The sequence below is a fragment of the Janthinobacterium sp. BJB304 genome, from assembly GCF_002735765.1.
In the GTDB taxonomy this organism is placed as follows: Bacteria; Pseudomonadota; Gammaproteobacteria; order Burkholderiales; family Burkholderiaceae_D; genus Janthinobacterium.
Genome location: NZ_PDZN01000005.1, coordinates 242,972 through 255,303, shown reverse-complemented (window position 1 = coordinate 255,303; position 12,332 = coordinate 242,972). Strand labels below are relative to the sequence as shown.

At 62.3% G+C, this 12,332-nt stretch carries 9 protein-coding genes; 5 read left to right on the top strand and 4 right to left on the bottom strand.

Annotated elements, in window-relative coordinates; all coding sequences use genetic code 11:
* Window positions 1-124 precede the first annotated feature (124 nt).
* Both CSQ95_RS08355 and CSQ95_RS08350 read left to right on the top strand, forming a co-directional pair.
* Window positions 125-1,834: a methyl-accepting chemotaxis protein gene (locus tag CSQ95_RS08355; protein ID WP_099409145.1), complete on the top strand. Its 1,710-nt coding sequence runs from the start codon at window positions 125-127 to the stop codon at window positions 1,832-1,834.
* A gap of 254 nt (window positions 1,835-2,088) precedes the next feature.
* Window positions 2,089-3,198, top strand: coding sequence for a cytochrome-c peroxidase (locus tag CSQ95_RS08350; protein WP_257217988.1), 1,110 nt, complete (start codon window positions 2,089-2,091; stop codon window positions 3,196-3,198).
* A gap of 37 nt (window positions 3,199-3,235) precedes the next feature.
* Here the strand turns inward: CSQ95_RS08350 and CSQ95_RS08345 are convergent, their stop codons facing one another.
* The 3 genes from CSQ95_RS08345 to pmbA all read right to left on the bottom strand — a co-directional run bounded on the left by CSQ95_RS08345 (window position 3,236) and on the right by pmbA (window position 8,569).
* Window positions 3,236-4,543: an aminotransferase class V-fold PLP-dependent enzyme gene (locus CSQ95_RS08345; RefSeq protein WP_099409143.1), complete on the bottom strand. Its 1,308-nt coding sequence runs from the start codon at window positions 4,541-4,543 to the stop codon at window positions 3,236-3,238.
* A gap of 15 nt (window positions 4,544-4,558) precedes the next feature.
* Window positions 4,559-6,970: a TonB-dependent siderophore receptor gene (locus tag CSQ95_RS08340; protein WP_218963592.1), complete on the bottom strand. Its 2,412-nt coding sequence runs from the start codon at window positions 6,968-6,970 to the stop codon at window positions 4,559-4,561.
* Window positions 6,971-7,216: 246 nt separating this feature from the next.
* Window positions 7,217-8,569 (bottom strand): metalloprotease PmbA, encoded by a 1,353-nt coding sequence (gene pmbA, locus CSQ95_RS08335; protein WP_099409142.1) that lies wholly within the window; start codon window positions 8,567-8,569, stop codon window positions 7,217-7,219.
* A 92-nt stretch (window positions 8,570-8,661) separates the two neighbouring features.
* Here pmbA and yjgA point away from each other — a divergent pair, with 92 nt between their 5' ends.
* The 3 genes from yjgA to CSQ95_RS08320 all read left to right on the top strand — a co-directional run bounded on the left by yjgA (window position 8,662) and on the right by CSQ95_RS08320 (window position 10,645).
* On the top strand, window positions 8,662-9,261 hold the full coding sequence (gene yjgA, locus CSQ95_RS08330) for a ribosome biogenesis factor YjgA (protein WP_070224233.1): 600 nt from the start codon (window positions 8,662-8,664) through the stop codon (window positions 9,259-9,261).
* An 89-nt stretch (window positions 9,262-9,350) separates the two neighbouring features.
* On the top strand, window positions 9,351-9,980 hold the full coding sequence (gene mog / locus CSQ95_RS08325) for a molybdopterin adenylyltransferase (RefSeq protein ID WP_099409141.1): 630 nt from the start codon (window positions 9,351-9,353) through the stop codon (window positions 9,978-9,980).
* Entirely contained in the window at window positions 9,977-10,645 is a 669-nt protein-coding gene (locus CSQ95_RS08320; RefSeq protein WP_099409140.1) for an alpha/beta hydrolase, read from the top strand. The genes mog and CSQ95_RS08320 overlap by 4 nt, the downstream gene beginning before the upstream one ends.
* Before the next feature lie 56 nt (window positions 10,646-10,701).
* Here CSQ95_RS08320 and CSQ95_RS08315 read toward each other — a convergent pair whose 3' ends face one another.
* The gene (locus tag CSQ95_RS08315) at window positions 10,702-12,261 is read right to left on the bottom strand and encodes a S1C family serine protease (protein WP_257217987.1); all 1,560 of its coding nucleotides are present in this window, start codon (window positions 12,259-12,261) and stop codon (window positions 10,702-10,704) included.
* Window positions 12,262-12,332: the final 71 nt, after the last annotated feature.

The window sequence follows — 12,332 nt, the reverse complement described above, 5'->3', positions numbered from 1 at the left end:
CCCTGCCGAATTAGCTTTCTGTAACGCAAACTGACCGCATCAGCATCGTCTTGAATGGACACAGCCTGTCCGCGGGACGATGCCCAGCGCACGCTTTCCGCTTTTCGCCGAGGATGAATGACCTATGTATAAGCTTAAAATCAGTACCCGCCTGGCCGTCAGTTTCGGCTTGATCATTGTCCTGCTTGCCATGGTGGCATTTGTTTCCATCAGCCGCATCCGCAACATCAATGCCTCGACGGAAAAAATTCTCAACGACCGCTATGTCAAGGTCATGCTGTCGAATACGATACAGTCCGAGGTCAATATCCAGGCCCGCCTGCTGAGCATCGCCATCATCGGCGCCAACGATGCCGACGAAGTCAGCAGTTCCGTGGCCAAGATTCAGGCCTCGATCAAAAAGAACGCGGAGCTGCTGGCACGCCTGAAAACCATGATCAACACGCCCAAGGGCCAGGAACTGCTCCAGGCCGTGATGAGCAGCCGCGAAAGCTATGCCAGGACGCGCGATGCGAACATCAAACTATTACAAGAAGGCAAATCGGAAACGGCGGGCATCTTCCTGTTGACGCAGTTGCGCTATCCGCAAGAAAAATTCTTGACGGCCCTGGCGGCCATGACCAGCTTCCAGGAATCGCTGATGGAAAGCGAAGGCAAGCAAGCCGCCGCCGATGGGCGCATGGCCATCATCCTGACCTTGTCCCTGTCCATCGCGGCGACGGCCATTGCCATCGCGCTGGCCATCCTGATCAGCCGTTCCATCAGCCGGCCCATCGCCGAAGCCGTCAAGGTGGCGCAACGGGTGGCGGCCGGCGACTTGTCGGTCAGCATCGACGCGCGCGGCAACGATGAAACGGGCCAGCTGCTGCGCGCCTTGAAAGAGATGAATGACAATCTGCAAGGCATCGTGGCCCGCGTGCGCCATGGCACGGACGCCATCGCCCACGGCTCGCGTGAAATCGCCTCCGGCAATATGGACCTGTCTTCGCGCACGGAACAGCAAGCCAGCTCGCTGGAAGAAACGGCCTCGTCGATGGAAGAACTGACGTCGACCGTCAAGCAGAATGGCGAAAACGCGCGCCAGGCCAACCAGATGGCGCAATCGGCCTCCAGCGTGGCCAGCAAGGGCGGCCAGGTGGTGGCGGAAGTGATCACCACCATGGATTCCATCAATGCCTCGTCGAAGAAAATCGTCGACATCATCAGCGTTATCGACGGCATTGCCTTCCAGACCAATATCCTGGCGCTGAATGCGGCCGTGGAAGCAGCCAGGGCGGGCGAACAGGGCCGGGGCTTTGCCGTGGTCGCCACGGAAGTGCGCAACCTGGCCCACCGCTCCGCCTCCGCCGCCAAGGAAATCAAGATCCTCATCGACGATTCCGTGCACCAGGTCAGTCTTGGCAGCACCCTCGTGAACCAGGCGGGCAGCACCATGGAGGAAATCGTCAATAGCGTGCGGCGCGTCACGGACATCATGGCCGAGATCACGTCCGCCAGCAACGAGCAGGAAGCGGGGATTGAACAGATCAACCAGGCCATCACGGAAATGGACGCCGTGACCCAGCAAAATGCAGCCCTCGTGGAAGAGGCGGCCGCCGCGTCCGAAGCGCTGCAGGATCAAGCGGGTATCCTGGCCGAAGCCGTCAGCGTGTTCAAACTCGACGGCACACAGGCGCTGGCGCTAGCCGCGCCAGCAGCGCGGCCGACGCCAAAGCCGGCGCCACGGCCCGCAGCCGCCACGGCGGCCCAGCCCCGGCTCGTCGCCAACGCCCCCGCCAGCCGCAAGAGCGCCGCGCCCGCCATGGTGGCGGAAGGCGAGTGGGAACAATACTGACCTGACCGGGCAGCAGCCAGCCGCCCGTGCCGCCCTCCGGCACGGCGGGAGGCACCGCCATGGCGCAGCGCAGCATCGCAAATCGTTGCCACGCCGGCAATTGCTGCCTATACTGGGCGCAGCATTGTTCGTCCCTCCCCTTGCCGATAACCATCCCGCATATGACCATCAAAGACCAGCCACGCGCTGCGGCGCGATTTTCACCGACCCGAATTGCACACGTGTGCATATTTTTGTTGCTTGGCCTGCACGCCATGCCAGGCACAGCGGCCGAACTCAGCCCTGCCGCACAGCTGGGGCAGCGCATCTTCCATGATGCCAGCCTGTCCGCCTCGGGCAAGCAGTCGTGCGCCAGTTGCCATGACCCGGCCCATGCTTACGCGCCAGCCAACAAGCTGGCCGTGCAACTGGGGGGCGCCGACGGCCAGGCGCACGGCTACCGCGCCACGCCATCGCTGCGCTACCTGGAACACACTCCGCCCTTCCGCTTTGATGGGGAAGGCGCACCCAACGGCGGCATCAACTGGGACGGCCGCGCCGCCAGCCTGGCGGAACAGGCGGAACGGCCTTTCCTGGCACCGCACGAAATGGCCAATGCCAGCACGGATGAAGTGGTGGAACGGCTGCGCAACGGCAGTTACGCAGAAGCATTCCGGCACGTCTTTGGCGCTGCCATCTTTACGCAACCGCAACAGGCATTCCACCGCATCACCTATGCCTTGCAGCAATTCCAGCAGGAAGAGCCGGACTTCCACCGCTACGATTCCAAATATGACCTCTACCTGGCCAACAAGGTTCCGCTGGAACTGGCCGAATTGCGTGGCCTGGCCCTGTTCAACGATGAACGCAAGGGCAATTGCGCCGCTTGCCACCCCAGCGTGCGGGGCGAACATGGCGCGCCGCCCTTGTTTACGGACTTCAGTTTCGACAATCTGGGCGTGCCGCGCAATACGCGCATTCCCGCCACGGCCGACCCCGCGTATTTCGATCTGGGCTTGTGCGGCCCCGACCGCACGGACCTGGCGCTGAAAGGCGAGCTGTGCGGCGCCTTCAAGGTGCCCAGCCTGCGCAATGTGGCCACGCGCCAGGTATTTTTCCATAACGGCGTGTTCGACAACCTGACGGATGCCCTGCGTTTCTATGTGCGGCGCGATACGCATCCGCAAGAATGGTATCCGCGCGACAAGCGGGGGAAAGTGCAGAAATTCAATGACCTACCCGCCAGGTACCGCGCCAACGTCAACGTCAAGGAGGGGCCGTTCGACCGCAAGCGGGGCATGGCGCCCGCGCTGACGGCGGGCGAGATCGAGGATATGGTGAAGTTCTTGGCCACCCTGACGGATGGCTATCAAGTCCAGCAGTAAAGGGTGGGGCGTTCCAGCGCCGGAACGCCCCTGGCAACTACCCGCGCGCCACCTTGCGCAGGGCAGCAACCAGCCGGTCCAGATGCGACTCCGGCGTAAAGATGCCCGGCGTGACGCGCACGCACGCGCCGCTGGCCAGCCCGTCGCGCGGTACGGCAAAGATGCCGTGTTCCTGCACCAGCTTTTTCGACAGGGCATAACTGTCTGCCACGCTGGTCTTGCCTTTCAGACGGAACGAAGCGATGGCGCTCGTCAGGCGTGGATCGCCGGACGCCAGCACCTCAATGCCATCGATGCCGCGCGCCGCCTCTACCCAGCGGTTTCGCAGCAGCCGCAACCGCGCCTGCTTGTTGGCCACGCCGATGTGCGCATGCAAGTCCAGTGCCGCCGGCAGGCTCAGGTAGGCGGCGAAATTCACCGTGCCCGTGTGCACGCGGGTGCGGATATCGTCGCCCGCCGCGTCTCCCATGTAAGGGTCGATATCGGCCGCCCTGCCCCGCTTGATGTAGGCGGCGCCCACGCCCACGGGTGCGCCTATCCATTTGTGCAGGTTGATGCCGGCAAAGTCCGCCTGCAGGTCGGGAATCGTCATGTCCAGCTGGCCAAAGCCATGCGCCGTGTCAACGATCACATCAATGCCCCGCGCGCGCGCCAGGCGGCTGATCTCGGCCACGGGCAAGACCATGCCGTTGCGGTGGTTGACGTGCGTGAGCAGCATCAATTTCAGCTTCGGATGACGGTCCATGGCGGCAACATAGGCAGCAACAACATTGTCATACGTAAATGGTTCCGGGATGGCAATGGACACCACCTGGGCGCCGCGCCGCTGCTGCAGCCAGCGCGTGACGGTGATCATATTGTCGTAATCGATGTCCGCGTACAGCACCGCATCGCCCGGCTGCAGGCGGTTGTAGCCGGCGATCAAGACTTGCAGCGCTTCCGTGGCGCCGCGCGTCAGCACGATTTCATCGACACCCACGCCCAGCGCCCTGGCCGCCGCCGCGCGGGCCGCCTCGAAGTCGGCGGGAAAGCGCACGCGCGCATACCAGGCATTGTCGCGGTTGACCATCGTCAATTGCTGCTCGTAATGACGCAACACGGGCCTGGCCATCGAACCCCAGTAGGCGTTGTCGAGTTGCACGATGGCATCGGTGGTGTCGTACTGCGCGACCACGGCCTGCCAGTAAGCCTGGTTGCTGGCCAGCGTCTCCGGCGTGGTGCCGGCGGGCACTGCCGGCAAAGGTGGTGGCAAGGCGGCGGACGCCGCCGATCCTGCACCCGCCGTCAAGGGCAGCGCCGCCGCCAGCGAACCGGCGCGCAGCAAGGCGCGGCGTTGTGGATTCATATTCACATTATCCCCTTAGAACGTCACTTTGTACTCGGCGTACAGTTTGCGGCCATCCGTATCGTACGGCGCATTGCGCGAATAGATCAGACCGCGGCTGGCCTGGAAGGTTGCCTCATCGGGATACTTGTCCAGCACGTTATCGATACCCACGCGCACGGATTGCTTGTCGTTGATCTTGTAGCTGGCCGCCAGGTCGAGAAATTGCATGGCGCCAAAGCGCTGGAAGATATCGCCAGTGGCGTTGCCGGAATTGTCCGTCCACGCGCCGTAATAGCGTACGCGGGCCAGACCATTCCAGTTGCCCAGGCCATAGCTGCCGCTGATGGTGGCTTTCTGGCGCGGCAGGCGCTCTTCGAACACCTGGCGCTGGGCCGGATTGGTCACCAGGCTGGACTTGCCGCCGTCGACCTTGGTGGTGTTGTAGTTGTAGGCCAGGGTCAGATTCAGCTTGCCATCGCCGATACGGCTGACGTGGCTGCCCACGATATCGATGCCGCGCGTGGTCGTGTCGAAGTCGTTCGTGAAATAGCTGACGGAGGTGTAGCGCAGAGGGTTGGCCACGCCAGCCGGCACGGCAAACGCGGCGGACGTGCTGAAGCGGTCGCTGACCTTGATGTCATACACATCGACGGAACCCGAAAAACCGGCCGGCGTCTTCCAGGTAAAGCCCAGCGACAGGTTTTTCGACTTTTCCGGCTTCAGCGCTTGCGCACCGAGCAGGATGGCCAGCGGGTCGTTATTGGCCAGGCGGCCGCTGGTAAACAGCAGCAGGGTCTTGGTGTCGAGGCCCTGGTTGGTGCTGTTGGTGTTCGACTGGCCCGGCGTTGGCGCGCGGAAACCCGTCGAGTAAGAGCCGCGCAAGGCCAGGTCTTCGCTCAGCGCGTAGCGGGCCGACAACTTGCCGTTGACGGTGCTGCCAAATTCCGAGAAATGTTCATAGCGGGCGGCGCCGCCCAGGCTCAGCGCCTTGGTGACGGGCACTTCCACGTCCAGATAGGCCGCATAGCTGTCCTGCCCCCAACTGCCCGCCTGGCGGCCGCTGAAACCGGGAGCGCCGTTGGCGTTCGCATCGAGGCCGATGGCCGCGCCCGGCCCTACCGTCCAGGACGCCGCATCGCCCGCCTTCACGCCATACGTTTCATTGCGCGCTTCCGCGCCAAACGCGATATTGACGGGCTGCGGCAACGATGCCACGGGCAGTTCATAGTTGAAATTGGCGTTGAGGATCTTTTCCGCCTGCGACAGCTGGCCCAGGTAGAACGACGTCGGGCTGCTCGGGCCCATCGAGGCGTTGATGGAATTGGCAAGGTGGTAGTCGATACGGTTGCGGCCATAGGAAGCGCTCACATCCCAGCCGAAACGGTCGTTGAAGTGACCGCGCACACCGGCCACCAACTGCACATCATCCTGGTCGTTGGAATAGCTGGGGCTGAAGCCGAGCGGATATACACTGCGCAAATCCCAGCCGGGGAACAGGCTGCTGGTTTTATACGCGCCCGTGCTGGTATCGGGATTGCGCCAGTTGAAATCCGAGGTGCCGTCGCTGCGGCTGAACAGGCCGAAACCGTACAATTCCGCCGTGTCGGACAGGGCCATGCCGGCATTGAAGCCGAGGCGCTTGCTGTCGAGCTCAGGCTGGCCCCAGCGCTGCACGGGGTTGGGTACCTTCAATTCCGGATGGGCGTTCTGGAAAGCAATAGCATCGGCCCGCTGGCGCGTGCGCGAAGTGGGGTCGGACTTGGCCAGCGCGCCGAAAATCGTCGCCTTGCCCGTCTCGCCAAAGGTAAAGCCCGTCTTCAGGTTGAGCTCATTGCCCTTGCCGTCGCCTTCCGAATATTGCGAATGATGCAAGGAGATTTCCGTGCCCACCGTATCGTCGAGAATGATGTTGATCACGCCCGCGATCGCGTCGGAGCCGTACTGGGCCGAAGCACCGTCGCGCAGCACCTCGATGCGCTTGATGGCGGACACGGGAATCTGCGCCAGGTCCGGCGCCTGCGCACCGCGCGCTCCGAGCAGGGCGCTGCGGTGGAAACGCTTGCCATTGATCAAGACCAAAGTCTGGTCCGGCGACAGGCCTCGCAGGGTAGCCGGGCGCACGAAGACTTGCCCATCGGCCATCGGCAAGCGCTGCACCACATACGAGGGCACGAGTTGCGCCAGGACATCATTCAAGTCCGATGATTCGACGGCGCCGATATCTTCGCGGTTGAACACATCGACGGGCGCCATGGTATCGAACTGGGTACGGTTGCTGCCGCGCGTGCCGGTGACGATCACGGCTTGCGTTGCATCAAGGGTATCGCTGGCGGCAACGGGCCCGGCGGGCGCATCGCCATGGGCATGCGCCTGGCTGGCGAAGACGGCGCTCATGGCGCACAACAGGGCCGCCGCGCGGGCGATGCGGGTACGGGAACAGGTCATGGAGAGAGTTCACTATGCAGGTTGGATCAACAACGACGCGTCACGGCAAGACTCGCATCTTGCATGAAATATCACGAAGTTCGGCTTACTTACATTAAAAGCATCTAAATTACGCAGATAACGTCAGATGGCGCCATCATACGAAGCGAATATTTCCGCCGTATGACGCCCAGGCCGCTGCGCGAAAAACCACAGGGACAAGAAAAAAGGCGCCAGCGGCGCCTTTTGAAACAAGGATGCAGGCGCTCAGCCGCCCGCCACCACCATGCTCTCGATGAGAATGGAACCCGTCTCTTTGGTGCCGCGACGCAAGACGTCGGCGCCCACGGCGACGATGTTGCGCAGCATGTCCTTCATGTTGCCGGCAATCGTGATTTCTTCCACCGGATACTGGATCACGCCATTTTCCACCCAGAAACCGGAGGCGCCGCGCGAATAGTCGCCCGTCACGTAATTGGTTCCTTGTCCCATCAGTTCCGTCACCAGCAAGCCCGTGCCCAGCTTTTTCAGCATGGCGCTGAAATCGTCGCTGGCGGCCGTCAGGTTCGAGGTCAGGTACAGATTGTGCGAGCCGCCCGCATTGCCCGTCGTCTGCATGCCCAGCTTGCGGGCCGTATAGGTCGACAGGAAATAGCCTTGCACCACGCCATCCTTGACGACGTCGCGGCTGACAGTCTTGACGCCCTCTTCGTCGAACGGCGCGGAACCGACGCCGCCGATCACGTGCGGGTCTTCGAAGATCTGCACGTGCGACGGCAGCACCTGCGTGCCCAGGGAATCGTTCAGGAACGTGGATTTGCGGTACAGGGCGCCGCCCGAGGTCGCTTGCACATAGGTACCGAGCAAACCAGCCGCCAGCGGCGCCTCGAACAGCACGGGACAAGTGCGCGTGCCCAGCTTGCGCGCGTTCAGGCGCGACAGGGCGCGCTCGGCGGCGTAGCGGCCGATGGCTTCCGGGCTCGACATCTTGGCGGCGTCGCGCACGGACGAATACCAGTCGTCGCGCTGCATCTTCGCGCCCTTGCCGGCGATGGGCGCCACGGACAGCGTATGGCGCGAAAACGGGTAGCCGCCGATGAAGCCGCGCGAATTGGCGGACACAAAGTGCGATTGCTGCACGTGCACGCTGGCGCCCTCGCTGTTCGTGATGCGCGGATCGACGGCGAACGCGGCCGCCTCGGCCCGCTGGGCCAGTGCGACGGCTTCCTCGGCGGAAATGAGCCAAGGATAAAACAGCTGCAAATCGCGGGGAGACATTTCCAGCATGTCGGCGTCGGCCAGGCCCGCGCAATCGTCCTCGGCCGTGAAGCGGGCGATGTTGTAGGCGGCGTCCACCGTGGCGCGCAGGGCGGAGGGCGAAAAGTCGGAGGTGCTGGCATTGCCGCGTTTCTTGCCGACAAACACGGTCACGCCCATGCCCTTGTCCTTGTTTTGCTCGATCGTCTCGATCTTGCCTTTTCGTACAGAAACGGACAGGCCGCCGCCTTCGCTGACCTCGACGGCAGCGTCGGTGCCGCCCGCTTCCCGCGCAAAAGACAACACATCACGGGCCAGTTGCTGCAATTGCTCTTGACTATGGGTAAATACGGAGTCGTTCATGCGCTGTTTTCTTCGGAAAGCCGCTAAAAAGGTTATCATAGCAGTCGTTTACAGTTTACAGGTGCGGCCTACGCGGCCAATCCCGCCTTATCATGCCAAATCCAAACCGGGGAGCTTGCGGCTTCCAATCCACCGAATTCGAACAGGAATATGAACGTCCGTCGAAATCGGAACTCAAGCGCCAGATGACCGTCCTGCAAAAGCTGGGCGAAGAACTCGTCAATGAGGCACGCGACCGCGTCAAGCGCGTCCCGATGCCGGAAGACGTGCGCGACGCCATTCTCGAATGCCAGCAAATCAAGGATCACGAAGGCCGCCGCCGTCAGCTGCAATACGTGGGCAAGAAAATGCGCACCCTGGATGAAGAAGAAGTTGCCGCCATCCAACGCACCATCGATAGCTGGAAAGGCTTGTCGAAAGCCGACACGGCCAATATGCACGCGATGGAACGCCGCCGCGACAAGCTGTTGACGGATGACAAGGCGCTCACCGTCTTGCTGTCGGAAAACCCGGAGCTGGACGTGCAGCACCTGCGCACCCTGATCCGCAATGCCCGCAAGGAGCAAGCCGAGAACAAGCCGCCGAAAGCCTACCGCGAAATCTTCCAGATCTTGAAAGAGATCGCCAAGAAGAACAACAGCGGCAAGAAAGATGCCGATGAAGATGGCGTTGAGCAAGAAGAAGACGAATAAGCAACTGGGGTCAGACCCGGCGGGTCTGACCCCGAAAGCAGCGAAAAACCGGGATCAGCCCGGTTTTTTTACGACATAGAGAGGTGCCCATGACCACGATAGAAGACGAATTGATTATCGGCCTCGTGTCGATCTCGGACCGCGCCAGCGGCGGCGTGTATGAAGACCTGGGTATCCCCGCCCTGGAAAGCTGGCTGTCCGCCGCCATCCGCACGCCGTTCCGCCTGGAAAAGCGCCTGATCCCGGACGAGCGCTCGCAAATTGAAAACACCCTGATCGACATGGTCGACCTGAACCATTGCCATCTGATCCTGACGACGGGCGGCACGGGTCCGGCGCGGCGCGACGTCACGCCGGATGCGACCTTGACCGTCGGAACCAAGGAAATGCCCGGTTTCGGCGAACAGATGCGCCAGATCAGCCTGCAATTCGTGCCGACGGCGATCCTCTCGCGCCAGGTGGCCGTGATCCGCGAAACGCCCGAGCGCGCTTGCCTGATCATGAACTTGCCGGGCCAGCCGAAAGCCATCAAGGAAACCCTGGAAGGCTTGAAAGACGCCGACGGCGTGCAACTGGTGAACGGCATCTTTGCCGCCGTTCCCTATTGTATCGACCTCATCGGTGGTCCCTACATGGAAACCGACCCGGCCATCTGCAAGGCCTTCCGTCCCAAATCGGCGCTGCGTCCGGCGCAACCACTACCAGAGGAAAATACATGAGCACCTTGCTGGAAACCATAGAACTCGACAGCGCACCGAACCCCACCGTCTCCATCATCTGGATGCACGGCCTGGGCGCCGACGGCAACGATTTCGTGCCCCTGGTGAAGGAGCTGGACCTGCGCGGCTGCCCCGCCATCCGCTTCATCTTCCCCAGCGCCGGCACCATGCCCGTCACCATCAACAACGGTTATGTGATGCGCGCCTGGTACGACATCCTCGTAAACGACCTCGTGCGCCGCGAAGACGAAGGCGGCTTGCGCGCCTCGCAGGGACAAATCGAAGCGCTGATCGCGCGCGAAAAGGCGCGCGGCATTCCCGCCAGCCGCATCATCCTGGCCGGCTTCTCGCAAGGCTGCGCCATGACCTTGCAAACGGGCTTGCGCCATGCGGAACCGCTGGCCGGCCTGATGTGCCTATCCGGCTACCTGCCCCTGGCCGACAAGACGGCTCTTGAGCGCACGCCGGCCAGCCTGGAAACACCGATCTTCATGGCGCACGGCACGGCCGATCCCGTGGTGCCGATCGGCCGCGCGCAGCAGTCGCGCGACTTGCTCACCGGTATGGGTTACAAGGTGGAATGGCATGAATACATGATGCAGCACTCGCTGTGCCAGGAAGAGATCGACGCCATCGGCGCCTGGCTGAAAAAAGTATTGGCTTAAAATAAAACAGGCGCGGTGTACGCCGCGCCTGTTGTCAAACGAAGCGCCGGGAACGATCAGTTCGCCGGCGTTTTTGCATTCCATATCTTCAACATGTCGGGCGACGCTTCCGAGCGGATGCCGTTGTCCGTCAGCACCGATTCCGTCGCGGCGAGCATCTCCTTGCGGGGCACGACGACCATTTCCGCATCGCGCTGCTGGAAGCGGAACGTCAGCAATTCATCGGTCTGGTCACGCAGCAAGGCCACCAGGTGCGCCAGGCTGCGCACGCGCACGCCATTGACGGAATCGACGACCGAGAAGAAACGGGTGCTGTAGCCATTCATCAGCTTGTGCGGGAAGAACGGCGCGGCGATCACCACCAGCTCTTCGCGCTCGGCATCGGGCGCATCGCCGCGCCGCGTGGCCAGCGGATTGCCGGCAAACGCCATGCCGCCCAAGATCGCCGGGTTGCCATTCGGCGCCGCCATGAATTCCGTCGTGGCGCGTGAAAACACCATGGGGCCGAAGATGAAATAGGACGGATAACTGCCCTGCAGGCCGCTGATGAGCATCGGGTGCGCCGCCGAGACGGGCACCTTGATTTTCAGGGGCGCGCCCTGGCGCACCACCGTCAACGGCAATTCGCCGTCTTTCGCCAGTTGCTGCACCCGGTACTGGAAGCGCACGCGGCTGTTGGCATTCAGCTTGACCATGCCCTGGTTGTCAACCGGAAAATCGCCGATATGCGTGATCACATCCCACTCCTTGAGCGGATAGGCGGCATCCTTGCTGGCCGGCGTCATCACGACGGCGCCCTCGACACCCTTGGCCAGCTTCAAATACGTGCGCAGCGCGGGATTTTCCAGCGTTTGCGTCACGTCGCGCATGGCCGGCTTGCCCTTGGGCGCGCCGCCTTCCTGGTCGCGCAGGAACAGCTCGATTTCCTCGTTGGGAATGATGTAGCCGATGTTTTGCGCATTGAGCATGCCCGCAAAGGCCAGGCCGATCATCTTGTCACCGGCAATCACGGGACCGCCGCTATTGCCCGGATTGATGGCCGCATCGATCTGGATGCGCAGGCCGGAGACGGGAAAGTTGTAGCGCACAAATTCGATGCGCGACACGATACCCTTGGTGATCGACAGCGAGGTGCCGCCCGTCGGATAGCCATACGCCAGCACGGCATCGCGCACGTCCGGCAAGACATTGGCGCGCGGCACCGCCTTGTGGCTGGCGAAAAAACTGTCGTCATCGATCTTCAGCAAGGCCAGGTCCATGCCGCGCGAAATGGCCAGCACGGTTGCCGGTATCTTGTCGCCCGCGCCATTCGCCTGGATCTGCACCTGGCTGGCATAGCCGACCACGTGCGCATTGGTAAGGATGCGGCGGCCTTCGATGACGACGCCCGAGCCCGTCACCTCTTGCGGCGCGGCTTTGCTCCAGGGTTTATACGGGTCCGGCCCGCGCAGGGTGGAAAACACCTTGACGACGGAATTTTCCAGCGCAGAAGCGCTGGCGTTCGCCGTAGCGGCGGGCTCGGCGGCAAGCGCGCGCACCGTCATCAAGGGGGAAAAAGAAAGGGCCAGCGCCAGGAAGGCGCGGCCCATCAGGGTGATGCACGGACGAGTTTTCATTGAGCTAATTGGCAATGGAAGGGAAGTAAAATTATATATTGAATAATTTCAACTTCATTACACTTTGTCCA